Below are 26,006 nucleotides of genomic sequence, written 5' to 3'. Positions count from 1 at the left end.
GATTTTATTTTTTCTTTTCAAAGATGGCTCGCAGCCGATTCATATCAGAATTTACCAGAATCGCAACAAAGACTCCCATGAAGGTTTCAAAGATTCTAGCAAAGACATACAGGATGGTATCTTCCGGCCGAATGGACAGGGTAATAATCAGCATGGCAGATACTCCGCCAATGACTCCCGCCTTGTTGTTCATGGCGACATTGGTCATGATTGTCAGCATAGTACAGACCGGCACCAAAAGGAGGGTGACCCAATACTGCTCCTTAAAAACACTATTGGCAATGAAAAATAGCAGAGCGTAAAAACCACCAATGCTGTTTCCCAAGATTCGCGATGTCCCGAAGTGGACACTCTTATCAAAATCCTCACGAAGACTAAAGACTGCCGTCAAAGCACCGATTTGCAGGCCTTTCCAACCAAAAAGCCCAAAGAGCAGTAGGATGATGAAGACAGCCAGACCGGTTTTAAAGGTACGCATGCCCAGACGAAATTTCGATTTATCAAACTTGTACTTATTGAAATAACTCATTAGTCTCCTTCCAGGAAATCCTCCCTCTCTTCATTTTAACATATTTCGCCTCAAAAAAACTCTTTCTGCTCAGGACTCTTCCCGCACAAAGAAAAAGCCCTATCAGCTACCGCATCAAGAGCTATTGACTATTTAAAAGCTGAGACATTATCTGTCCCAGCCTCGTTGTTATTATCTTTAGTTTGGATAAATGTAGGTAACGCCACCCATAAATTCATTCGGATTAAAGTAGCCACGATAGTTGTTAATCTGCTTTTGGCGATTGTAGTTCGCTTCCAAGACTTGAATAGAGCTGTCGCTTTGCACATCTGTCACATAAGCAACGTGTCCGTATTCTCCGCCATCCCAAACTGCAATAGCGCCTGCTACTGGGACATTTCCTGTTGCATAACCCTGAGCACCAGCATTGATTGCCCAAGTATTAGCATTGCCCCACCAGTTGCTTGCCCAAGGAGCCATTTCTTTCACACCCCAAGTACATTGGCCGATTGGGTAAGAATTGCCATAGTCAGTTGGTGTATTTAAGACAACATCTTCAGTATCAGATACCAAAGCAGCATCGCTTGTCGCTTCATAAGCTGGAGCACTGTATGGATTGTAAGTCTGTGCCAAAGCTGTGCCATTTACTTGCAGCACATCTCCTGGGTTAATCGTATCAAAAATTGATTTTCCATTATTGGCAGCAAGTTCGTAAGGATTCATCCCATTGGCGCTAGCAATGGCAAAAAAAGAGTCCCCTTGCTGGACAACGTAAGAATCTGCATTGACAGCTTGAGCGCCGATTGTCGCTAATAAAGCTGTGGAAGTTAAACCAAGAGTCGCTTTAGCAAATGTTTTTTTCATAACTGTTTTTCTCCGTATAATTTGATGATAAAAAAATCATACCTCATTTACATGTCAGTTTTTTTAGAGTTATGTTTTTGTCATGTTACAAATGATTTAGACTTTTGCTACATGAGATTTTGCAGTATTTTTAAAGATAAAAAGGCTAGGAATTCCCTAGCCTCATCTATTATCAGTCTTCTTTACGTCTCAATTTTCCTAGACCTAAAGCACCAATAATGGCTGCTAAACCTAGATATGGCAGATAGACTGCATCTTTGGCTCCCGTTTCTGGCAGAAGAGAAACAGGAATCTTTTTAGCCACTGGAGTTGGATTGGTTCTTCTTGGATCGTTTACATCTAAAACAATCAGATGCTGTGCCTTAGGAGTGACTGTTGTAACTGTATTTGAAGCATAGACTACATGATTGACCGTATTGATGTAGGTATTTTCAAAAGTACCTGCAGCAATCCGCTTCATCTGTAGATAGGTTTCAGCCTGAAAAGCTGAATCCAGAGAAATGGTCTCTAAGAATTCTTCCTTGAAACGAATAGAAATCAAGCCTTTCTCAAGATCAATATTCGCAGCTGTATACTCAGTCAAATCTGTACCAGCCTTTATCACCTTACCATCTTTAAGCGCGATGTCTACTTTGGCAAAGGTTTTGTAAGCACCCGTGTACTCATCGCCTCGTTGATCATAATCATCCACAAAGCTATAGTCTGTCAAATCTTCAGAGTGGTTAGCAGGAATCAAGCCGCCGATGAGACGGTAGTTAAAGTGCCGTCCCAAAGTCAGTTCCTTGCCATCCAAGTTCTCTGCACTTGTCGGATCCAAACTCAGGGTAATATCCTTTTCAGGACTGATTTTAGGAACATTGTTCACGACTATGTCTGTCGCATAACCATTTCCAAAGTCAATTTGATAAGCTCGGTTCTCGAATTTACCGCCTGTGCGGCCCATTCCTTCTTTGACCGCCATAGGGCTTGTTATCGTCAAAGACTTACCTGTTACGACATATTGGTCATAAAAGGCTTGGGCATCGTCTGCTGCAAAGAGTTGGAAAGAACCTTTAACAGTGATATTCGCCTTTTGAAGGAGCTCTCGAACTGCTGCAGGGGCTGTTTCAAGACTCTCGTAGTGGGTCACTGTCACACCTGCCACAGCTTTGCCATCCGCATCTACTAGCTTGACTAATTCCGGACGAAGTTCAAGTGCTTCTTCCGGATAGTCATCTACATAGTAGAAACTTTTTTGAATCGTGCTCTTAGATGACTTGTCACCCTTATACTGATCCAAATCCCAAGTCAGCTCGTAGTAATTGGTCGAACCAGCCAAGACTTCCTTACCATCAATCACCAATCCTGCCTTATTTTTATTGACCTTGGTTGGCTTGATGTAATTATTGCTAGGATTATCTGAATCGTCTGGCTTGCCTGGCGTAGTCACGCGTACTACGTTCGAACGGACACCATAGGCGTCATTGACTGTCAGGGTGAAATTATTAGTATAGGTTGCACCATCATTGAGAACTCGGCCGACTACCGTTGGAAAGAGCGTAGCAACTTCTTTGGTCCTATCAGCGTTATAAGTAGCTAGCGTTGCTGCAGTTGCTTTAAATGTCACTGTGTGACTAGCCTTATCATAGCTGATATCAAAGCCTGCACTAGCAGCTTTTGTTGCTTCTAAGTCAACTTCATAACCACTTGGCAACGGATCAGCAATGACAAATGAAGTTGTTTCACTGCGTCCAGCTGGAAGAGCTTCTGTCTTTAAGGCAAACTGAACGACGGACTGCTTAGCCACCAGAGTCTTATCAATATTGGTACCTTGGTCATTTTGAATCTCTTTATTAATCTGCGGTTGAGATTGCAAGAGATGATAATGATAATGCACAGTCGGAGATACGGGCGCTGCTGGCTCTTTTTGATAAACAGGCTCTGCTGGTGAGGTTGGCAGCGGGCTATAAGTTGGTTCTACCGGCTTATTAGGCTCCGGTGTATCTGGTGTACGAGTTGGCGCTTCCGGCTCCTTCTCATAAGTCGGTGTTGCCGGAGGTGTTGGCTCCTTTTCATAGGTCGGTTCTACCACTGCTGGCCGAACAGTTTTTTCCACTTCATAGCTTGGCTCAGATGGCTTACTAGGCTCTGGTGTATCCGGTGTACGCGTCGGTGGCGTCGGATCTTTTTCATAAGTCGGTGCTGCCGGAGGTGTTGGAAGAGCCTTCGGTGTTGGTGTAGTTGGAGCTGGATCCAAAGGCTTAAGCGCTTCTTCGCTTGGCACTGCAGGAGCTGTAGGAGCTACGGGCGCTTCCGGTTCTTCTACTGTGATGATTGGCAGATCATTCGCTCGAACATCACCATTAATCGCAAACCAAATATTTGGTTTCTTAGGAGCTAGTTTGTCAGCCCTACGTGGATCAGTAGCTTCTGGCTGGCCTAACACTTCAGAAGAGGAAATCGTTCCAATCGTCATGCTGTTGGTTGTACCAGAAATTTCCACCGCTCCTGCCCCATACCATGAGTTAGGAGCATCTGTAGTGTCCCAGCCTGAGTCCGGCTGAGCATTCTTATACATGGTAAAGCGAGATCCGCCAACTCCTTTTTTGAAGTTTTCAGACTCGGTCGCATAGATTTGGCCGTTCTTTTCACCAATAGATGAACCCGAAATCTTGTTGAAAGTTCCGGTATAATCTTTGGCCATTTCGATAGAGTTAGCTTCACGGTTGAGGGAAGCCACGGACATCAAGGCCTGGTCAAAATTAATCGGTTGGCCTTTATCATCATAAAAGACAAATTCCGTCTTCACAAAGAGAGAGGTTGCATCTTCAAAATTTCCTGTATAAGCTGAAGCAAACACTCCCATGGTTGGATCTTTAAAAATACCTAACCAAGCCTTATCATTGCGGAATTGGGAGCTTGGATCAAGAGTATAAGTATAAACGATTTTAGAAACTTTTTTCCCTCGATAATAAGTTCCCTGAAGATTTGTATAGGTTGCTGTTGCAGACTGACCGCGGCTCAGCAAAACAGAAGACCATTCAGTCGGCCCTTTACCACTTGTTACGTTAGAACTATAGTCTGCATACTTGCCAACCGTACCAAAGCTTTCCTGCTGATTGGTCTGATAGTTAGCATTTTGAATATCTGTTACTTTGAAGTTGTCCAACTGGAAGAGTTTCTTAGAAAACTCTGCAGTGTTCTTCACAGCGGCTTCCATGCCAGCATAGCTGACAAACTCACCAGTTGTAGTCAGTGACAGATCAGCATTAGGTTCTGATTTGAAAACCAGACTTTGCGCAATTGGACGGCTCAGATGCCCGTCTTCAGTCTTCTTTGCTTCTGCGATAGCCAGTCCAGCCTTAATCTTGGCCTGTTCAGCATCATACTTAGCCTTATCTTGCTGATACTTGGCTAATTTTGTATTATAGACAGCCAAATCAGCATTATACTGGGCCAACTGAGCTTGATAATTTGCTTGGGCTTGAGCATTACGCTTCTTGATTTCTTCATTTTCAGCTGCTATAGTGGCATTCTTAGCTTGGTTCTCTGCCAGCTTTTGCTCATATTCTTTTTGAGCTGCTGCATTTTCAGCTTCAATTTGAGTCTTTTTAGCTTCATAAGCTGCTAAATCTGCTTCATATTGAGCTTTTTTATCTTGATTTTCCTTTTGGATACGGGCCAATTCTGCCTGATAATTCGCCTGAGCAGCTTGATATGCCGCTTCATTATCAGCATTGATCTTTCGGACAGTAGCTAAATCTGTTTGATATTGGGCAAGTGCTGCCTCGTAGGCCGCTTTTGCAGCCGCATTCCTCTGTTTAATAGCTTCATTATCAGCAGCAATCTTAGCATTGGCAGCTTCATTGTCAGCCAAAGCTTTTTCATACCGAGCCTTAGCTTCCGCATTCGCTTTTTGAACACGGTCCAGCTCACTAGCATAAGCCGCCAGAGCCGTATCATAATTAGCCTTTGTTTCCGCATTCAGTTTTTGAACACGAGCTAATTCTGCATCATAGGCAGCTTTAGCTGCTTGATAGGCTGCCGCATTATCCGCATTCGTCTTTTGAACCGCTGCTAAATCTGTTTTGTACTTGCTCAGTGCTGCTTCATAATCTGCTTTCAGCTGAGCATTTCCTGCTGTGATCCGAGCTACTTCTGCTTGATGAGCAGCCAAATCTTTAGCGTATTGCTCCGCTGTCGCTTTGTTTTCTGCTGTAATCCGAGCTACTTCCGCCTCGTAGGCTGATACTTTTTCTTTGTACTCCTTGACCTTGGCATCAATCTCGGTTACCTGCGCTTGATAATCTGCTGCAATCTCCGCTTTTTTGTCTGCTGTTTCTTGAGCAGTCTGGGCTACTCCTTTGTCAACAGCTGGGTCTTTGACCACTGTCAGCCCAGCTTCTTGAGCCTTTTTGACGCTTTCATCTAAACCAGCTGTTGGAACAGTCACTGTCACACTGCCATCTGCCTGACCTGCTCGCGCCTGACTCTCTTGAGATGCCTGACTGGCTGCCCCTTGAGCTTGAGGCAGATTGGTCGCTGCATTTCCAGTACCTACCATTTCAGTATTGACAGGACTATTGGTATCAGATACCGCTTCATCTGCTCTTACTTGCATCGTTGACGTTAAAAAAGCCGCACCTAGAACAGCACCGCATAAAGTTTTAACAGCCTTATTTTTCCGAAAACCAAAAACTTCTTTTTTCTTCATTTTCTCCTCCCCCTGCAAACTTTTACAGTCTGCCGTTTTCCCAAGCCCTCCGAAAATCAAAAAATAATTGAAACCTCCTATTAGAAGCTCCATTCTCATTTTGACTATCTGTAAGCATCAGAATACATACCTTTATCCTATCAAGTTTTCCCTCGTTTTGCAAGCATTTTTTCCTCAGTTTATTTACCTTTTTTGTTTTTTAGACATTAAGTGTATAATGTCTATTTTTGATTTTCTCTTCCCTCTCTGTTCCACAGATTTTACGTAAAAAAGAAAGGACCAGTCTTTACTAGTCCTTCTCTTATTATAGTTTTATGGTATATTAAATATTCTGAGTATACCGCTTATTTCTCAGTCAGTGCTGCAAGTCCTGGTAATACTTTACCTTCAAGGAGTTCCATTGATGCACCACCACCAGTAGAAATCCATGAGAACTTGTCTGCACGGCCAAGGTTGATGGCTGCGGCAGCTGAGTCACCACCGCCGATGATTGATTTTACGCCAGGTTGTTTCACGATAGCGTCCATGACACCGATTGTACCAGCTTGGAAGTCTGGGTTTTCAAATACACCCATAGGTCCGTTCCATACAACTGTTTTCGCACCAGTCAAGGCTTCATCAAATTTAGCGATAGATTTAGGACCGATATCCAAACCAAGGAAGCCTGGATCCACTGCTTCACCTTCAGTGTCTTTCACTTCAGTGTAGTCCGCAAAAGCATTTGCTTCTTTAGAGTCAACTGGCAGAACCAATTTACCATTTGCTTTTTCAAGAAGAGCTTTCGCAACATCCAATTTGTCTTCTTCTACAAGTGAGTTACCGATTTCGATACCTTGTGCTTTGTAGAATGTGTAAGTCATACCACCACCGATAAGGACTTTATCAGCTTTTTCAAGCAAGTTTTCGATAACACCGATCTTGTCAGATACTTTTGAACCACCAAGAATAGCTACGAATGGACGTTCTGGAGTTTCAACTGCTTCTTGGATGTAGGCAATTTCATTTTCAAGAAGGAAGCCAGCAACAGCTTTTTCAACGTTTGCAGAGATACCGACGTTTGATGCGTGTGCACGGTGAGCTGTACCAAATGCATCGTTTACGAAGATACCATCTCCAAGAGATGCCCAGTATTTACCAAGTTCTGGATCGTTTTTAGATTCTTTCTTGCCGTCCACATCTTCAAAACGAGTGTTTTCAACCAAAAGAACTTGTCCATCTTCAAGAGCATTGATAGCTGCTTCCAATTCAGCACCACGAGTGACACCTGGGAAAACAACGTCTTGACCCAATTTAGCAGCCAAGTCTGCAGCTACTGGTGCAAGTGATTTACCTTCTTTGTCCGCTTCTTCTTTGACACGTCCAAGGTGAGAAAAGAGAATTGCGCGACCGCCTTGCTCAATAATGTATTTAATAGTTGGAAGAGCAGCAGTGATACGGTTGTCATTTGTAATCACTCCGTCTTTCAATGGTACGTTAAAGTCTACACGAACGAGGACTTTTTTACCTTTCAAATCAACGTCTTTAACAGTAAGTTTTGCCATGTTACAAAAACTCCTTTTCATATTTTATACGCAACTATTATATCATATTTTCCAAAAGTTTTCTTGATATAAGGAAAATTTTCACAAAAAAGAAGTGCCACGCACTTCTTTCTCTCGAACTTTGGAATTAGAGAATAGGAAAAAGGGCGCTGAACTCATTCAGACAATAGTTAAAGCTGGATTTTTTCTCTAGATTTAACAATTCAAAAAATCAGTAAAACTACTGACTTCAACTTTTTCTACTATCTAAATTGCAAAGACTTGCCCTACTGCATAGGTGACTGCCATGGTTAAAAGACCGATCACGAGGTTGCGAATCATAGCATTTTTGAGCGGTGCTTTGCCCAATCTAGCGCTGGTATAGCCTGTTCCCAAGAGGGCCAAGGCCACGATTAGAACGGTTGCCCAGATACGGACGCTGGCTGGAAGCAGGATAATCGTAATCATAGGGAAAAGCGCACCAACAGCAAAGGCTAAAAAGCTTGATACGGCAGCATGCCAGGGATTAGTGAACTCCTCAATCTCGATTCCATACTTTTCCGCCACTAAGGATTCCAACGGATTTTGGAGAAAAGCCCGGTTGGTCATGAGCTGGGCAGAAGTCTCACACTCGCCATTTTGAACATAGGCAGCATAGAGAGACTGCCTAGCGATATCCGGATTTTTCTCTAAAAGCTCCCGCTCTCTGGCAACAGCAGCTTCCTCTGTATCCTTTTGAGTAGAAACAGAAACATACTCTCCACCAGCCATAGAAAAGGCACCCGCAAAGACTGCCGCCAAACCAGACAGAAAGATAATCCAGACATCGTCCGTCGCACTAGCTACCCCAATAACCACACCTGCTATGGAAATAATACCATCATTGGCTCCTAAAACTCCGGCCCGCAATATATTCAGCCGCCCACTAAAGTTCGTATCAATTTTATTTTCTTCCACTATTTAAATTTTCTCTTTCTTTTTTATTTATAATGATTATAAATAAAATCTAGAACTAATACAAGAGAAAATCGAAAAATGAGAAAAGTTCTACTATTTAAGAGAAGAAAAGTATTGAAAAAAGAGCCGTTTTAAACGACTCCTCTCTAAATTTACTATAATGCTGTAACAAACTGATTATTTCACCACAATATTAACCAATTTATTTGGCACGCTAATCACTTTCACGACTTCTTTGCCAGCAATTTCAGATTTAATTTTCTCATCTGCCAGAGCGATTTCCTGCAGTTCCTCACGGCTCAGTTCCTTGGCTACGACTAGCTTAGCACGAACTTTGCCCTTGATTTGAACTACGATTTCAACCTCTGCCTCGACCAGTTTGCTTTCGTCATAAGTTGGCCAAGCTACGTAGGAAATGCTCTTGCCAGTTTGAGCGACTGCCTGCCAGAGTTCTTCAGCCAAGTGCGGTGCAAAAGGCGCAAGCAATTGAATGAAACCTTTAGCATATTCGACATAGAGTTTTTCTTCCTTGTTAGCTGCATTGACAAAGATCATGAGCTGGGCAATGGCTGTGTTAAACTTGAGCTCCTCAATCTGCTCTGTGACAGACTTGACTGTTTCGTTGTATACCTTGTCGAGAGCACCATTGTTATCCGCAACGATTTCTTTACTTGTAATCAAACGATAGACCCGATCCAGGAACTTACGACTGCCTTCTAACCCTTCCTCGCTCCAAGCGATAGATGCATCCAGCGGCCCCATGAACATTTCATAGACACGCAGTGTATCGGCACCGTATTGCTCTACTACATCATCTGGGTTGACTACATTCTTCAGAGACTTAGACATCTTAGCAGGCGCCTGCTCCAGCTCTTCTCCTGTTTCGATGTTAAAGAAAGAACCATCGCGTTTTTCCACCTTGTCTGTCGCCACTAGGGCACCTCGACTATCACGGTAGCTAGTCCCCAGAATCATCCCTTGGTTAAAGAGTTTTTGGAAAGGCTCTTTGGTCGGAACCACTCCGATATCATAGAGGAATTTGTGCCAGAAGCGAGCATAGAGGAGATGGAGCACAGCGTGCTCCGCACCTCCGATGTAAATATCAACTGGGAGCCAAGCCTTGAGCAAGTCCTCGCCTGCTAATTTCTCATTGTTGTGCGGGTCAATGTAACGCAGGTAATACCAGCTAGAACCAGCCCATTGAGGCATGGTGTTGGTTTCGCGGCGTCCTTTGACACCATCCTCCCGAGTCACTTCCAGCCAGTCAGTCAGATTGGCCAGAGGGCTTTCACCAGTACCAGAAGGGCGGATATCCTTGGTTACAGGCAAGACTAGCGGCAGTTCATTTTCAGGGACAGCTGTTGAAGTCCCATCTTCCCAATGAATGATTGGAATCGGCTCACCCCAGTAGCGCTGACGGCTAAAGAGCCAGTCGCGCAGACGATAGGTGACTTTTTCATTTCCTACACCTTCTGCTTCCAGCCAAGCAACCATCTTTTCAATAGCGGCAGCCTTGTCCAAGCCATCTAGGAACCCAGAGTTAATGTGCGGCCCGTCTTCTGTATAAGCAGCGTCAGCAACATTGCCACCCTCTAGAACCGGAATAATCTCCAAGTTAAACTGCTTAGCAAACTCCCAATCGCGCTCGTCATGCGCAGGAACAGCCATGATAGCCCCTGTTCCGTAGCTTGCAAGCACATAGTCGGCAATCCAGATTGGGATTTCCTTGCCATTGACAGGATTGATAGCATAAGCTCCTGTCCAGACACCGGTCTTCTCCTTAGCTAGATCAGTCCGAGCCAGGTCAGATTTGAGGCTGGCTGCATGTTTGTAGTCTGCTACTGCTTGGGCTTGTTCTGCACTTGTAATGGCATCGACGAGAGCATGCTCTGGAGCCAAAACAGCATAGGTCGCACCAAAAAGAGTATCCGGACGAGTCGTAAAGACGGTGAAGTCCTTGTCTGTGTCCTTAATCTTGAAGGTTACATTGGCACCGGTTGACTTACCAATCCAGTTGCGCTGCATATCCTTGATAGACTCTGGCCAGTCCAGCTCCTCCAAGTCATTGAGCAAACGTTCTGCATAAGCTGTGATTTTCAGCATCCACTGACGCATGGGTTTACGAACGACTGGATAACCACCGCGCTCAGATGTGCCATCCGGCAGAACTTCCTCATTGGCGATAGCCGTTCCCAGCTCTTCAACCCAGTTTACTGGCACTTCAGCTTCATAAGCCAGGCCTTTTTCGTAAAGCTTGGTGAAAATCCACTGGGTCCACTTGTAGTAGTTGGGGTCAGTTGTATTGACCTCCCGGTCCCAGTCATACGAAAATCCTAGAGCGTTGATTTGACGCTTGAAGTTGGCAATATTTTTCGCTGTAAAGTCAGCCGGGTCATTGCCTGTATCCATGGCGTACTGCTCAGCCGGCAGACCAAAGGCATCCCAGCCCATAGGATGCAGGACATTATAGCCCTGAGCCCGCTTGTAGCGGCTGAGAATATCTGTCGCCGTGTAGCCCTCCGGATGCCCTACATGGAGCCCCGCTCCTGATGGGTAGGGAAACATGTCCAGCGCATAAAAGTTAGGCTTGTCCTTATCCGTACCTGTCTTAAATGTATGGTGCTCTGCCCAGTATTTCTGCCACTTGGGCTCGATTTCTTTGTGATTATAATAAGCCATTCTTTTCTCCATTTTTTGTACTGTTTCTATTATACCATTTTCAAGGGATTTTGAAAGACGGAATTTCATGACTGCCAGACACATCAGACAAGGGAGCTCTCCATCAAAAAACAAGCCACGCTATCAACCCTGCGTTTGAAAGGTGGCTTGTTTTGTATTTTGCTTTTATTTATCCAAATCCCTGACGTATTGGTCGACTGCTAGGATGGCACCTGCAATGTCAGAAGCTGAGATCTCAAATGGCATCTGATGGATGGTTTCGCCCTCAATCGTCGCTTGCTGACCAACTTTGAGCAAATCTTCATAGCTGGCATTTTCTAAATGCATTTCTTTCAGAGTTGTCGGCATACCAATCTTTTGATAGAAGCGAATATATTTTTCCAATTCTTCTTTAGGTCGGTTTTCTAAGAAGAGCTGGGTCAAGGTTCCATAAGCAACTTTTTCGCCGTGGGTCAAGTGATGAATATCGCCTGTAAGAGCTGTAAAGCCGTTGTGGATAGCATGGGCTGCCGCTAAACCGCCGCTCTCAAAGCCGACGCCGCTGAGAAGGGTATTGGCTTCAATGATATTTTCCAGAGCTGGAGTTACAACTTTTGCTTCACAGGCTGCAATAGCCTGCAGGCCATCTGCAAACAGTGTTTCTTCACACTTCTTCGCAATTGCTACACCAGCTAAGCTCTGTCTTTGTCCCAGCATGGTAGTGCCATTTCTTTGCTGGACAGCACGCGCCTCTACCCAAGTCGCTAAACCATCTGCAATCCCAGAAGCCAGAAGCCGTTTTGGCGCTCCAGCAATCACTTTCGTATCTACCAAGACGAGTTCAGGGTTTTTACTATAGAAAATGTACTTTTCAAAGGCGCCATCTTCTGTATAGATAACAGAAAGTGCTGAGGTTGGGGCATCTGTAGAGGCAATGGTTGGCGCAATGACTACGGGACGACCTAGTATGTCTGCAATCGCCTTCGCACTGTCAATCGTTTTCCCACCGCCTAGACCAATAACCAAGTCTGCTCCGTCTTTTTCAGCCAGAGCAACGACCCGATCAATTTCAGCATCTGAAGCTTCTCCGTTAAAAGCGACATGCAGCACATGAAAACCATAACGAGTAAGGTAGTCATTGAATTTTTCCCCAACAATCTGGTAAACTACATCATCACAAAGCAAGACTGGATGGCTTCCTAATTGAAGAATCTGTTTTGCATTTTCAAACAGGGCATTTTCTCCCTGAATATAACGAGACGGACTTGCAAAAATTCTCATAGAACACCTCTTTCATTTATTCATAAATAGAGCATTAAATATGCCTTTTAAATGTATTCCTGATTGTGAATTGCTGACCAGTCAGCAGCAAAGTCATCCACTGCCTTAGAGATAGACGGCATGGCAAAGGCTGCTGCAAAGATATCTGGTCCTGCTGTAATGGCTTGGGCCCCATCAGCAAAAGCACTATTAATTTGGCTAACATTCTTAAAGGACGCTGCCAATATTTTGCTGGCGGAATGTTCCCGCTCAATCGCTTGAGCCAACTGGCTAATTACAGCATCTGAATCAATATTGAGATTTTCCATGCGGTTATAGTAAGGAGCAAGATAGTCAGCCCCCGCTTCAATGGCTAATAGCCCTTGAAAGGTTGTATAAATGGCTGTCGCTGTAATCTTGTAGCCCTCTGCTTTGAGAGTTTTGATAGCTGCTAGCCCAGCCGGTGTGACCGGAACTTTAATGTAGACAGCATCGTCGCATTTTTTTCGAATTTCAGTAGCATCTTTCAAGATTCCCTCATAATCCTTGGCAACAACCTGCACATGGATAGATGGACCTTCTCCTATGATTTCCCGAACAGTGCGAATCCGTTCGAAGAAGTCTATTTTTCCTTCTTTTTTTGCGATGGTCGGATTAGAAGTCACTCCCGCCAAAGGGAGGACTTCCGACCATTTTTTTATCTCCTCTAAATTTAAGGTATCAAGCATGAATTCCATAAATTGGACCTCTTTTACAACGTGTGCTCCGTACGTCCGATAATATCATCTTGCGTCGCCTTGGAAAGCACATTGAAGAAAGCAGAGTAGCCTGCAACGCGAACAATCAAATCGCGGTGTTTTTCAGGATGCTTCTGAGCATCAATCAATGTTTCCCGAGAAACGACATTGTATTGGATATGATAGCCATGCAGACGGTTAAAGAATGTACGAAGCAAGGCAATAAGTTTCACTTTATCTTCTTCCTTAGACAGGGTCTGAGGATTAACTTTTTGATTGAGCAGAACGCCACCAACGATTTCATCTGTCGGTAATTTGGAAACAGATTTCAATACAGAGGTCGGGCCGTTCTTGTCCATATTGTGGGATGGAGAGCAGCCTTCAGCGAGCGGTGTTCCGGCATTGCGGCCATCTGGTGTCGCCAAGGTACCGCGACCTTGACCTACATTGGCTGAAATAGAAGATGTTCCAGAGTATCGGATACCGCCAATTGGACCACGGCCATAACGGGTATTTGGATATTTAGCGATTTCATCCACATAAATATCATAAGCATCTGTCACTAGCTTATCTGCGTAATCATCATCATTACCATATTTCGGTGCATCATGAATCAGCATTTCTTGAATTTCTTTACCACGCTCACCTGCATAGTCCGTTTCAAGTGCATGCCAGAGTTCAGCTGGAGTCAGCCTGCCTTCCTCAAAGACCAGCTTCTTGATAGCCGCCAGTGAGTCTGATAGATTGGCAATACCGACTTGAAGACCGGAAATATAGTCATAGACTGCTCCGCCTTCTTTCAAATGCTTGCCGCGTCCGATACAGTCATCTGTCAAAGCTGAGCAGAGGATATCCGGCACTTCTCTTTCAAGAGATAGGTCGATAGAATTTTCCACGATGACACTCATGCGGGTCAAATGACGCAAGGTCTTGTCCCAAGCCGTTTGCAGCTCAGCAAAGCTCTTCATATCTTTAAAATGACCGAAGCTTGGCGCAAAGCGCTTGCCAGACGCCGGATCAATCCCATCGTTCATAGTGATCAGGAGCACCTTAGGGAAGTTCATGTAGCTCATACCTGTACAACGGTAGCCCCATTTACCAGGCACAGCAGTTTCCACACAGCCGATAGCACTGTAGTCGTAAGCATCTTCTTCTAAAACGCCTTTGGCGATAAAGGACGGAATGATGATTTCATCATTATTGAAAGCCGGCATACCGAAACCAAGCTTCATGACTTCGATACACTCATTCATAAAGCGAGCATCTAAGCCTGCATGATAACGAACAGTCAGATTCGGCTGAGGAAGATGAGTTTGAGCTACAGATTTCAACACAAGGTAGGAAAGTTGGTTGACTGCATCTCTCTTATCTCTCGTTTGGCCACCGATTGTCACATTTTGATAAAGGGGACTGCCCGCAGATGAGAATGTGTGAGCCTGGCTGCGTACTTTATTAATGGTGATCGTCTTAATCCAGAGATTGGTTAAGCGTTCTACAATACTAGCCTCTGTTTCACGTCCAGCTTCCAAATCTGCCTTGACATAAGGGTACATGTACTGGTCAAAGCGTCCATAAGAGAGTGAATGTCCGTTGGACTCAATCTGAAGGATACACTGGATAAACCAAACAGACTGAACGGCTTCAGCAAAGGTTGATGCTGGCTCGTACGGCACTTTAGAACAGATTCTAGCGATTTCTAAGAGCTCCTGACGGCGCTTAGGATCTGCTTTTTCAGCCATCTGATTGGCCAAGGCCACAAAACGCTCCGCATAAGCTTTCACAGCATCTACTACGATGAAAATGGAATCATAGAAGTGGTATTTGTCAATACTAGCCGGATCGGTCAAATCCAAGGCTTCCTTAGCTGCGCGAGCTTTTTCTTCAAAACCTTTCAGTCCATAGGCCAAGAGTTTTTGATAGTTGACCGCCAAGTGGGCATCCCCAGAGTTCATCTTTCCTTCCATGCCAAAGAAGCCAGTTTCCATATAAACCTGAACTTCTTCTGGAAGTAGAGCTCCAGCTCTCGCACGGAGGTTATTGTTTTCCCAGAAAGGAGCGATGCTACGGAGCTGCTCTTTGGTTTCCTCTGTGATGTAGAAAACGTCTCCGTCCCGCTTCTCAAAAAGATCTAGTTCATTGAGTACAAACTCTAAAGTATACTCTGGGAAGATAGGCGCATCTTTATTAGATGAAGCCTGATTGCCGACAATCATCGTTTCATCTTCGATATAGAGCGTCATATTCTCCAAAATCTCTTTGAGCATGTAAGCACGCTTCAGCACATTTGGTTTTTCCTTATGCTTATCATAAGCCTTGGTAGCTAGGACAGCGCGCTCTGCGTCAATATAGGGCTTTTTATTTAAAACATCTTCCCGATACTTATCCATCCGCTCTGTTAAGCTGCCAAAATAGTCTGTTTTTATTGTTGTTTTTTCTACTTCTTTTACTTGGATCATTTGGTTACGACCTTTCTTATGAAATTTAATTTATTTCTTTCGTAACTATTGTAACATGCAAAATTCTAGAATTCAATCATTTATAGGCGATTACTGAATTAAAGATTTTTTGCACATTTGTGCCATCTGAGCCAAGAAACTTTTGTGTTTTTATCCATCAAAATCAGATTATTCTTCATTTTTCAATTCGTTATTGTAGGCAATCTTATCCTGAAACTTCACAAATGGGAAATAGGCAAAGGCGGACATGGCTAAGATGACAATTTGAATGACTGCCCCTTGCCAGCCAGCGACCATAAAGCCAGAAATGATAGCCGGCGTACTCCAAGGCAAAGTCACACCTGCGAATGGCTGCATAAAGCCGACCGCAATCGCCATGTAGACAATCAAAGCGGCTAGAACCGGTACCAAAACAAAGGGCAGGAACATGACCGGATTCATCACAATCGGAAAACCAAAGACAACTGGCTCATTGACATTAAAGATTGCCGGGAAAGCAGCAACTTTCCCCAGGGCCTTATACTGCTTGGACTTGGCAGCAAAGAGCATGGCTACGACCACTCCAAAAGTGATACCGGATCCCGATAAGATAAGAAAACTATCCAAGAACTGTTGGGTCACAATATGAGCGCCTTGACTGACAGACAGCTTATCTGCAGCAAGTAAAGCCTTATTTGCATCCAGGTTAGACAATAGTAAGGCTGTTACGACACCATTGACAACGGACTGGCCATGGACGCCAAACCACCATAAGAAAGAAATAAAGAAAGCAATACCGATAGCTCCATACAGAGAGCCCGTCAGACCTTGCAGAGGCACCTGAATAACATCGTAAATCATCTCAATAAAGGTACCGCCACCAGTCGCTATCTTGGCAATAATATAAACAAGCATTGACAGCAAGAAAATAACGAAAGCTGGAATCATGGCTTCAAACTGCTTGGCAATCGCTTGAGGAACTTGCTCTGGCATTTTGATGACAATATGCTTTTGAATGAAAATCGTATAGATACTGCCAACTGCCAAACCAATAAGAATGGCCCCAATGATTCCTTGACCGCCAAACCAGACCTTGGCAATCGCATCTGCAATCGCTTCACCCTTTTCTGGTATGTAGGAGGATTTCAAAAGGATAAAGAAAGAAGAAAGAGACAACACCCCTGCCGGCAGAGGCTCTACACCACTGTTCTTAGCATAAGAATAGCCAATTGAAAAACAGGAAATCAGCCCCATAATGGCAAAGGTACCTGAATAAACCTGCATAAACGGTTCTGTCCAGTCAGCCCCAAACACACCAGCAATGGCTTGATTTAGACCTTCAAACGGCAATTGCCCTACAATCAAGAATAGACTTCCCACAACTGTAAGGGGCAAAATTGCCAACATACCGTCTTTTAAGGCGATAATCCCGCGCATATTGACAAACTTCATAATCGGCGCAATGATTTTTTGAGTATCCACTTTAGACATAACGAAGCTCCTTGATTTTAATGTTTATCCAACAAACTCAAAGCGAGATTTAACACTTTTTCGCCATCTAGCATACCGTAATCAGCCATCGGAATAACTGCAATCGGAGTATGGCAGCTGTCGCAAATAGCTGTAGATTTGTCCAGAGTATAAGCTACCTGCGGGCCCAATAAAGCGACATCCAGATCCGCTGCATAATCAGCCAACTTAGCCTGAGAGTAGGCTTCAATCTCAGCTTCCAGCCCTTTTTCAGCTGCAGCTATTTTCATATTGTTGACCAACATTCCTGTTGAAAAACCTGCCGCGCAAAACAAACCAATCTTAACCATCTTTTCATCCTCCTGATGATTTATTTTTCCCCTTGTAATTCTCTTCTCAAGTCGATGATTTCTTTGATGAGGTTAATCTCTGTAATGCTAGTCATCAAATGATCTTGAGAATGAACAAACAGTGCTGTAATCTCTGTTTTCGTTCCTCCAGCTTCCTGAGCTAGAAACTGTGTCTGCAAGTTATGAGCCTCTAACAGCGCCTTATCTGCCAGCTCAATCTGCTCATCGCATTCTGAAAACTTACCATCTTTAGCTAGTGATAAAGCTTGATAAATATGCTGCTTGGCATCACCAGCGTCTAAGATAAGACCCATGATAATTTGATCTGCTACAATCATTTCCATATGCTACAACCGCTCCTATCTTTATAATTAACAAAAACCTGTTCTTTTGTTTGAAAGTGATTTATTTTTGTTTGTAACTAGAATGTATCACCTTTATCTCAGTCCGTCAATATATTATAGAACAAATTAGCTTATTTAAATTATTTTGCACATTTGTGCAGGACAAAAACTCCCCCCATAAAGGACAGTTCTGTACAGCTGTATTCATCTGCGATTCAAAGGCACTCTATATTAGATAAGAACGATAAGCAGATTCGGCACAAAAAAGAAGCAGCAGCTATTTGCTTCTACTTCCTCATATATGCTATTTTAAGAAACCGAAACTTATCTTTTTATACGGCCTTCTCAATTTCCTTTGCTATTTTACTTTTCCGCAATTTCCTCTGGAGGATGTATTTCAATAAAACAGCAGGATTCAGACTGTAGGATAATTGCCATTTAAAATAATTAATCCACTCGATGACAGCAAAAAACCAAATTGCTACAGAGATTATGAAGGTGGAAAAATCACTGGAATTAAAAATGATTATCAGGGTTCCCACACCCAGTAAAATAAGGTCTAAAATCTTTAGTACCCTGTAAATCTTGCCTGTATATCTTTCAGCAAATCTTGGATTGGAAATCCTTTTTATCAAAAGCCACCAAAAAACAGAGCCCTGTATCAGAATAAAACTCAGTACAAACAAGGAGAAAGAAATAGAAATCAAAGCTCCAGTAGTAAGAATCCATCTTTTGAGCAGGAAAAAATTCAGCCAAAATACTAGTACAGCGACTAGCTCTCCTGTGGCTAAACTAACCAATTTTTGTTTCATCGGCTTTTTCAAATCAACAATCCACCTCCATACATAGCTGCAAATCCACTATTAAAAAATAGGATTCCTAAATTTAGTTTTGGAAATCTCTTGCACCTGAGATGCCGCTACTATCAAGAAGTGAAGAAACTCCTATCTCCATCCAAGTCAAGCATTTTTAGAATCGTCGCTTCATCCGTAACCAAATGATTGACATAGCCAGCTCGCAACACCGCTAAGATAGCAGCAGATTTTTGACTGCCATAGGCAAAGGCCAAACTAAGCGGCACCTTTTTCAAATTTTCCAAAGAGATGGCAATCGTTCTATTTTGCAAATGCTGGTAGACCATATCCCCCTTTTTATTAAAGAAGCGACAGCAGATTTCTCCAACAGCATCCTGACTCTCTAGAGCAAGAAAATCCTCTGAGGTCAGCATGTCCAGCCATTGACGATTTCTGGTGTCAACCTGCCCGCCAATACCAACCACAGCTACATCCAGCTCCTGCCAGCTGCTTTTCAGATCTTCAAAATATTTAGAAGCCAATATTCCATTTGTCAGTTGCTCATTCTCCTGAATAATCGTGGAATTCATAAAACGGCAGTCCCCATGGTATTTTCCAGCCATGCTATAGATGAGGGTATTCACATGATAGCGAGCATGGATATGACTGGGACCACCTGCCAAAGGAAAGAAATGAACATTTGTCAAATGCTTGTTGCTGGAGTGCTCTACTAAAAGGCTCAAGCTCTTGCCCCAAGAAAATCCTACTTTATCATTGTCTTTAATCAGGCTGCGCAGCATACCTGCAGCAGCTTGAGCCAACCTCTCTTCCAGGTCTGCTGGAGATTCATCCACTAAATTACTGACAATTTCGATTCCCTTGAGCCCATATTTTTCTTTTACATAGTTTTCCAAATGGAACAAGCGGGTATCAAAGTCTTCAATCTCAATCTTTACAATGCCCTCTTTTTTAGCTTCTGCCAGCATTCGGCTAATGGTGGTGCGATAAATCCCTGTCTCAGCCGCAATGTCAGACTGGCTTCTTTCTTCGATATAGTAGAGATAAGCAATTTTTGCCAATAGTTTTTTTCTTTCATTTTTCATCTTATCTCCTTCTCTGCTAGATCAGAGTCAGCTTGATATCGGCAGCTTTCAAGCGCTCAACAGCCTCTTTAGGAATCGCTCTATCTGTCACCACTTGGGCAATTTGCTTAAAGCCAAATCTCTTAACTGTACCTTTTCTGGTAAACTTGCTTGAGTCCGTCAAAACAATCATCTGGTCAGATGCCTCTGACATATACTGAACAACCTCACTCCGCATCAAATCCTTGCCTGTAAAACCTAGATTTTCATCATAGCCATCTGTTCCAACAAACGCATGTTCTACGTAAAAAAAGCGAATCATCTCCTTGAGAAGAGGCCCCACTGTCACCTGCGAATCTTTCTGAAATTCTCCGCCCAGTAAGATAATTTTACAAGAATCAGTTTGTTTTATATAATCCGCAATAAAATAAGAATTGGTAATAATCTTGACATTCTTCTTCGTTCGGCAGATTTCCTCAGCTAGTAAGGCACAGGTCGAGCCTGATTCAATCATAATGGTTTCATTATCCTGAACGATTTTTGCTGCTTCCTGGGCAATCCGGCGTTTTGTATCATAATGAAAGGAAAGTCTTACATTCAGATCATCGCCGCTATTTAAAACAGCATAGCCATGCTCTCTGCGCAACAGACCTTTGGTTTCCAGCTTATCCAAGTCTTTGCGAATCGTTACTTTGGACACTTTTAAGCGGTCAGACAAAGTATTGACATCGATTCGTTCAAATTCAGATACTAATTTAACAATTTCATCTAAACGTTCCATTCTATCACCTCTGCTATTATTGTAACAAAAGACGTCTTAAAAATAAAATAAAAATAACTTTCATTCGTAATTGTTTTTCTTTCTAAAATAAGTTATAATGATTGTATCCAAAGGAGGCCTGAGTATGGAAACAACAAAAGGAATTATTTTCAACATCCAACATTTCAGTATTCATGATGGACCAGGGATTCGTACAACTGTTTTCCTCAAGGGCTGTCCTCTGCGCTGCCCTTGGTGCTCCAATCCAGAATCACAGCAATTCAGACCTGAGCCTATGCTGGATGCTACTACCAAAAAAAGCATCACTATGGGGGAGGAAAGAAGTGTCGAGGAGATTATCAACGAAGTCCTAAAGGACAGAGATTTTTATGAAGAATCTGGCGGTGGCCTAACCTTATCTGGCGGAGAGATTTTCGCCCAGTTTGAATTTGCCAAGGCCATTCTCAAAGCGGCTAAGGAAAAAGGGATTCATACCGCTATTGAAACAACTGCCTTTGTAGAACATGAAAAATTCGTGGATCTCATCCAGTACGTTGATTTTATCTATACAGACCTGAAACATTATAACTCTGTCAACCATCGCAAGGTGACTGGAGTAAAAAACGAATTGATTGTTCAGAATATCCACTACGCCTTTACTCATCAAAAGACGATTGTTCTGCGCATTCCAGTCATTCCAGATTTTAATGACTCTTTAGAAGATGCGGAGCAGTTTGCGACCCTGTTTAATGAACTATCCATCGATCAAGTCCAGCTGCTGCCTTTCCATCAATTTGGCGAAAATAAATACAAATTACTCGGCCGAAAGTATGCAATGAAGGATGTCAAGGCCTTGCACCCCGAAGACTTATTTGAATACCAAGATGTCTTTTTGAAGCATGACATTAATTGTTATTTTTAGTCTTTAATTTTTAAAACGCTAAAAAACAAGCTACGCTTTCGGCCATATGGTTGAAAGGTAGCTTGTTTTATTTATTCTCCAAATAGTTTGAGTTTGCTTTCAATTTCCTGATAGACCAGACTGGACTGCATGCCGACGGCTGCAGCGCTGTCGCGACAATACTGGAGCAGGAAGGTGTAGTACTTGTAGTAGAAGCTCAGGTCATAGCCCAGCTTACCTAGAATGGCTAGCTGCTCCTCAAAACCTACAATCAAGTCTCGGAACCACTGCTCATTCCAAGTCATGGAGATACTATTTGGCCGCAAGCGATAGTAATAGAGCGGTTCATTGAGATAGATAATCTTCTCTGACTGAAGATAAAGCTTATAAGTCGTGAAGGCATCTTCGGCCACTCGGCCGACTGGATAGCGTACTGTATCAAAAAGCTTACGCTTATAGAGCTTGGCCCAGGCACAGAGAAAGACACCGTCTATCATGCGTCGTTTAGGGTACTCCTTGATTATCTCTTCTCGCGTATAGAGAGTTTCAAAATGCTCTGTCGAATAGTAGAGGAAGGCTGAGTCCTCTGCACGGAAACTACAGTGGTGACCAATGGCAATGTCCGCATCGTACTCCTTGAGCTTTTCATAAAGGCGGGCGACATGCTGCTCCGGCAGCCAGTCATCTGAATCAACAAAAATCAAATAGTCTGCACTAGAGTGCTCAATCCCTGTGTTGCGGGCACCGGACAAGCCTTGATTGTCCTGATGAATGAAACGAATCCTCGCATCCTGGTCAGCCAGCTCTTGGCAAATCTGGCCAGAAGCATCTGTTGAACCATCATTGACTAGAATAATTTCCAGATTTTGATAGGTCTGACGACAGACGCTGTTCACACATTCTGCTAAATACTGCTCAACATTGTAAACAGGGATGATAACACTGATTAATTCCTGAGACATGATAACTCCTATTCTTTTCCTGTCTTTTTATTATACATGATTTTTTAGGGTTGTGAGGTGTTTTTGGAAAATAAGTTTTTAAAGGATAGTTTTATCTTTTTAGACATATTTTAACCTATTGTTCAATTGTTGTGTTTTTACACTTATAAAAATCTTCCGTCCTTTATTTTGTGCTATACTCGAATTAGGGATTTTAAGGGAGATTAGGAAATGTTTGGATTCTTTTTCGTCGCATTTGTAGCTGTCTTTGGCATCGTCTTTTTTATCAGTTATAAGCTACTTGAAGACAGGGAAGATACGGACTCGGATTGGTCGTCCAGCCAAAGCCCAGAGCCTGACTATTTCCAGCAAACCCAGACTGCCCCTTGGGAACTCAAATATAACAAGGGAAAACAGGGAGAGTACCAGCTTGGTCAGGTCCTGAACCAGCTCTATGGCTATAAAAAGATTTTGTACAATCTCTATATTTTCAAAGAAGATGGATCTACCACTGAGATTGATGCACTGCTGATTCATCCATCTGGAATTTACATTTTTGAGTCAAAAAACTACAAGGGCTGGATCTTCGGCTCAGAAAATCAGCAATACTGGACTCAGGTTCTTTCCGGTGGACGCGGAAAATCTTACAAGCATTCTTTTTTCAATCCCATTATTCAAAATAAAGTCCATCTCAAATGGCTCAGCTATTATCTCAACCAATACACGCCAAATCTATATTCCTATATCGTCTTTGGCAATGACTGTCAGCTTAAGGAAATCCATCTAAACAGTGACAGGCATAAGGTTATTCAGATCTGGCAAGTGATTGGGGCAATTGACAGGCAGGCCTGCCAAAGTCAAGTCTGCCTGTCGCCCGAGCAGATTGACGACCTCTATCGTATGCTCCTGCCCTTGACCAAGCGAAAGCAGGTCATCAAAGAGCGCCATATTAACAGCATTGCTCAGAATAAACAGCGTAGAGAAGCAGAAAAGATCTGTCCTCGCTGCCAGCATGGATTGGTGCTCCGTACAGCAGCCAAAGGTTCTAAGGCCGGTCAGAAATTTTGGGGCTGCTCCAACTTCCCAAGATGCCGCTTTACTCAAAAATACCAAGAGCCTGTCTGCAGTCCGATTGCTGAGCAGGTTGCGCAAGCACCTAACCTTGGACAGCCCGTCGTGCAAAACCTAAACCAAACACAAAGCAACAGCTAGAATCTGCTGTTGCTTTTTTTGTAGATTATTTTTCCTCTAGCTTGCAAAACTAAGATTTTTTCTTTAGGCCAAGGAAGCCTGCACCCAGTCCTAAGAGTCCGAGCCCAAGCAGATTGGTCAATAGACTGCTTTGGCTGCCGGTTTTAGGCAATTGTTTGGAAGAAGATTGCTCAAGAGTTAGCTCTTGAGACGCTGCTTGAGGGCCCGTCTTGCCGCTTGTTTTGTAGGTCAGATTTTCCGCTTGGCTACCCTTTGGATCAGGCTTTGCAGGGGTTGGCTGCTGAGCTTGATTTTGGGCGGCTTGCTCCATATCGGCCAGCGGCACGATACTCTTCATAAACTCCTCTTGTGAAATGGCCCTTTCTTCGACTGCATCTTGAATACCAGTGAGGCTTACAAAATAGTAACGAGCCCAATCCTTGGTCAGTCGCTGAATACCAGCCAAACCAGCTCCTGGATACCAGAGCGGCTTACTCACTTCTTCAGCAAATTTCCAGTCACCGCCAACTTGAATACCAAGCTTGGCATCTGGGTCAGATTTTTCAGAAATACGCGCTTCGACAGAAACCAGAACAGCCCGAATGGTTTGAGGACTTGGAATATCACGAGCCTGATCAGAACCCCAGTGGGCAACCCGATCCTGCTTAGGTAAGACCTCAATAGCTGTTCCCCCGCCAGCCAAGGCTTCCTGCCGGGCATCTCCTACGTTGCTGGACATATTTCCCTTGAATTGAGAAACCCATTGAACCCCTTGAGGGTGATCCACAATTTTCTCCCAGACATTGGAATCCTTCCGGAGCACAAAAGCTTGCATGTTCCGAATATCCGCCCAAGCATTGCTGGCCTTATTGTCCGTCATTTCCATCACAACGCCCCAAGGATCAAATTCATTCATCCATTTGCCGCGTTCCTTGTCAAAGACAGCCTGTGCTTCTTCGTCGGTCATCCCTTCGCCTTTATAAGCTAGGTAGTACCAATCAGCTGCGGGGTCATAAGTCGGACGGCCGCCTAAGACAACGGCTCCGCCATTAAATTGGCCGGGGCCGCCATTAGGACCGCGCTTTTGACGCTCCCCATTTTCTTCAACGACATTTTCCTCCGACCAAACCCAGACATCCCCTTGATTAGCTCCCATCTGAGCAATGGCGCGCTGCTTCTGCTCATCGGACATGACCTGACTGGCTGGCAACTCGCTAGCAGCTGCAGCTGATTCAGCCTGACTTGCAGGAGCTGCTTGGGGTTCAGCCACAGCTGGATTTTCAACCTCAGGACTTGCTTGGGCTGCTGGAGAAGCCGACGTTTCAGCTACTGCGGCAGGGGCAGGCGCAACATCTTCTGCTTCAACTCTTGATACAGCTGTCAAAGCTGCTAAGGACAAGAGGGAAACACATAGCAGCAAGCCGCTCCCATACTTGGCAGCAGAAGCAGATTTTGTTAGGCCTTGCCAAGAAAACTTATTATTCATATCATTCTCCTTTCATAAGGTACAGAATCTAGCTTAATCAATGAAACAAGCAGACTGATTCATTGCTCTTAGCCTTCATTGACTCTGAATAACAAATAATCTCCCTGCAAAAACAAGCTTAGGGTAGAGGATTCCCCGCGCTCTTGTATATCTTATACCAGTCAGCCCGAGATAACTCAATATCAAAAGCAGCCACCATTGAGCGAATTCGCTGCGGATTCATAGAGCCAACAATCGGCTGCATTTGTGCCGGATGGCGCAAAATCCAGGCAAGAACTAAGGCTTCAAAGGAAACTTGATATTCTGACGCAAAGGCATGCAGAGTTTCTGTAAGCTGAGCATATTTAGGATGCTCCATAAAAAGTCCCTGGTTCAAGTCAACCTGAAATGGTGACCAAGGCTGAATCGTGATATGATGCAATCGACAATAGTCCAATACACTACCATCCCGGACGATTGCCAAAGGATTGAGCATATTGGCATTGAGCCCAGCATCCAGCATCGGAGTATGGGCTGGGCCAAACTGCAGTTGGTTAGCAATCAAGGGCTGCTCCACACTTTTCTGCAGCAGCTCGATCTGATAAGGATTTTGATTACTGACTCCGAAATAGCGGACCTTCCCAGCTTGGTGCAGCTGTGAGAAAGCTTCAGCCACCTCTTCTGGCTCTACAAGAGCATCTGGCCGGTGCAGGAGGAGCACATCCAGATAGTCTGTCTGCAAGCGCTCCAAGCTGCCTTCAACCGAGTTGATGATATAATCCTTAGAAAAGTCAAAATGGTAGTTGGTGTGAACATCCCTCAGTCCGCACTTGGACTGGATGAGAACTTGGTCCCGAGGAATCTTAGCCGAGCGAAGAGCCTGCGCAAACTTGGTTTCAGACTGCCCGCCAGCATAAACATCTGAGTGGTCAAAGAAATTAATTCCCACTTCTATGGCTGTTTCAAGAACGGAAACGACCTCTTCAGGATTGTGTTCTGCCAATCGCATGCAGCCCAAAATCAGCTGACTGGCTCCCTCCAGTTCATTCCCGACTGTTATATATTTCATCGCAACA

20 protein-coding genes are annotated in these 26,006 nt (G+C 43.9%); 2 read left to right on the top strand and 18 right to left on the bottom strand.

Features of this window, described 5'->3' with window-relative positions:
- Positions 1–4 precede the first annotated feature (4 nt).
- The 15 genes from RYK49_RS00685 to RYK49_RS00615 form a co-directional block, all read right to left on the bottom strand.
- Positions 5–529, bottom strand: a complete 525-nt coding sequence (locus tag RYK49_RS00685; protein WP_314830661.1) for an aromatic acid exporter family protein — start codon at positions 527–529, stop codon at positions 5–7.
- Between the two features lie 177 nt (positions 530–706).
- Positions 707–1,372: a CHAP domain-containing protein gene (locus RYK49_RS00680; RefSeq protein WP_002907349.1), complete on the bottom strand. Its 666-nt coding sequence runs from the start codon at positions 1,370–1,372 to the stop codon at positions 707–709.
- Between the two features lie 172 nt (positions 1,373–1,544).
- Positions 1,545–6,065, bottom strand: a complete 4,521-nt coding sequence (locus RYK49_RS00675) for an antigen I/II family LPXTG-anchored adhesin (protein WP_314830660.1) — start codon at positions 6,063–6,065, stop codon at positions 1,545–1,547.
- A gap of 344 nt (positions 6,066–6,409) precedes the next feature.
- Positions 6,410–7,606: a phosphoglycerate kinase gene (locus RYK49_RS00670; RefSeq protein WP_002926909.1), complete on the bottom strand. Its 1,197-nt coding sequence runs from the start codon at positions 7,604–7,606 to the stop codon at positions 6,410–6,412.
- A gap of 246 nt (positions 7,607–7,852) precedes the next feature.
- A complete protein-coding gene (locus RYK49_RS00665) occupies positions 7,853–8,542 on the bottom strand; it encodes a VIT family protein (RefSeq protein ID WP_314830659.1) in 690 nt (229 codons plus the stop codon).
- A 177-nt stretch (positions 8,543–8,719) separates the two neighbouring features.
- Entirely contained in the window at positions 8,720–11,221 is a 2,502-nt protein-coding gene (leuS, locus tag RYK49_RS00660) for a leucine--tRNA ligase (protein ID WP_314830658.1), read from the bottom strand.
- A gap of 165 nt (positions 11,222–11,386) precedes the next feature.
- A complete protein-coding gene (locus tag RYK49_RS00655; protein WP_048772116.1) occupies positions 11,387–12,481 on the bottom strand; it encodes a glycerol dehydrogenase in 1,095 nt (364 codons plus the stop codon).
- A 47-nt stretch (positions 12,482–12,528) separates the two neighbouring features.
- On the bottom strand, positions 12,529–13,197 hold the full coding sequence (locus RYK49_RS00650) for a fructose-6-phosphate aldolase (protein ID WP_048772112.1): 669 nt from the start codon (positions 13,195–13,197) through the stop codon (positions 12,529–12,531).
- A 14-nt stretch (positions 13,198–13,211) separates the two neighbouring features.
- Positions 13,212–15,653: a glycyl radical protein gene (locus RYK49_RS00645; RefSeq protein ID WP_048772108.1), complete on the bottom strand. Its 2,442-nt coding sequence runs from the start codon at positions 15,651–15,653 to the stop codon at positions 13,212–13,214.
- 168 nt (positions 15,654–15,821) lie between these two features.
- The gene (locus RYK49_RS00640; RefSeq protein ID WP_011836408.1) at positions 15,822–17,123 is read right to left on the bottom strand and encodes a PTS sugar transporter subunit IIC; all 1,302 of its coding nucleotides are present in this window, start codon (positions 17,121–17,123) and stop codon (positions 15,822–15,824) included.
- Positions 17,124–17,140: 17 nt separating this feature from the next.
- Positions 17,141–17,452, bottom strand: a complete 312-nt coding sequence (locus RYK49_RS00635) for a PTS sugar transporter subunit IIB (protein ID WP_002896658.1) — start codon at positions 17,450–17,452, stop codon at positions 17,141–17,143.
- Positions 17,453–17,472: 20 nt separating this feature from the next.
- Positions 17,473–17,796 carry a PTS lactose/cellobiose transporter subunit IIA gene (locus RYK49_RS00630; RefSeq protein WP_002911150.1) on the bottom strand — a complete coding sequence of 108 codons (324 nt, stop codon included), beginning with the start codon at positions 17,794–17,796 and terminating at the stop codon, positions 17,473–17,475.
- A gap of 332 nt (positions 17,797–18,128) precedes the next feature.
- Entirely contained in the window at positions 18,129–18,620 is a 492-nt protein-coding gene (locus tag RYK49_RS00625) for a hypothetical protein (protein WP_002911148.1), read from the bottom strand.
- 101 nt (positions 18,621–18,721) lie between these two features.
- Positions 18,722–19,693 carry a sugar-binding transcriptional regulator gene (locus RYK49_RS00620; RefSeq protein WP_314864576.1) on the bottom strand — a complete coding sequence of 324 codons (972 nt, stop codon included), beginning with the start codon at positions 19,691–19,693 and terminating at the stop codon, positions 18,722–18,724.
- Between the two features lie 16 nt (positions 19,694–19,709).
- Positions 19,710–20,453 carry a DeoR/GlpR family DNA-binding transcription regulator gene (locus tag RYK49_RS00615; protein WP_314830652.1) on the bottom strand — a complete coding sequence of 248 codons (744 nt, stop codon included), beginning with the start codon at positions 20,451–20,453 and terminating at the stop codon, positions 19,710–19,712.
- A gap of 124 nt (positions 20,454–20,577) precedes the next feature.
- Between RYK49_RS00615 and RYK49_RS00610 the strand changes: the two genes are divergently transcribed.
- The gene (locus RYK49_RS00610; protein ID WP_314830651.1) at positions 20,578–21,354 is read left to right on the top strand and encodes a glycyl-radical enzyme activating protein; all 777 of its coding nucleotides are present in this window, start codon (positions 20,578–20,580) and stop codon (positions 21,352–21,354) included.
- Positions 21,355–21,425: 71 nt separating this feature from the next.
- Here the strand turns inward: RYK49_RS00610 and RYK49_RS00605 are convergent, their stop codons facing one another.
- Positions 21,426–22,295: a glycosyltransferase family 2 protein gene (locus RYK49_RS00605; protein ID WP_314830650.1), complete on the bottom strand. Its 870-nt coding sequence runs from the start codon at positions 22,293–22,295 to the stop codon at positions 21,426–21,428.
- A 210-nt stretch (positions 22,296–22,505) separates the two neighbouring features.
- Here RYK49_RS00605 and RYK49_RS00600 point away from each other — a divergent pair, with 210 nt between their 5' ends.
- The gene (locus tag RYK49_RS00600) at positions 22,506–23,486 is read left to right on the top strand and encodes an NERD domain-containing protein (RefSeq protein WP_314830649.1); all 981 of its coding nucleotides are present in this window, start codon (positions 22,506–22,508) and stop codon (positions 23,484–23,486) included.
- 49 nt (positions 23,487–23,535) lie between these two features.
- Here the strand turns inward: RYK49_RS00600 and RYK49_RS00595 are convergent, their stop codons facing one another.
- Together RYK49_RS00595 and RYK49_RS00590 are read right to left on the bottom strand one after the other, a co-directional pair.
- Positions 23,536–24,951 (bottom strand): LPXTG cell wall anchor domain-containing protein, encoded by a 1,416-nt coding sequence (locus RYK49_RS00595; RefSeq protein WP_314830648.1) that lies wholly within the window; start codon positions 24,949–24,951, stop codon positions 23,536–23,538.
- 118 nt (positions 24,952–25,069) lie between these two features.
- A complete protein-coding gene (locus RYK49_RS00590) occupies positions 25,070–25,999 on the bottom strand; it encodes an aldo/keto reductase (protein ID WP_314830647.1) in 930 nt (309 codons plus the stop codon).
- Between the last annotated feature and the right edge of the window lie 7 nt (positions 26,000–26,006).

It is taken from the genome of uncultured Streptococcus sp. (genome assembly GCF_963525625.1).
Taxonomy (GTDB): Bacteria; Bacillota; Bacilli; order Lactobacillales; family Streptococcaceae; genus Streptococcus.
Note: the sequence above shows the minus strand (reverse complement) of the source record. Positions and strands in the feature narration are given on the sequence as shown.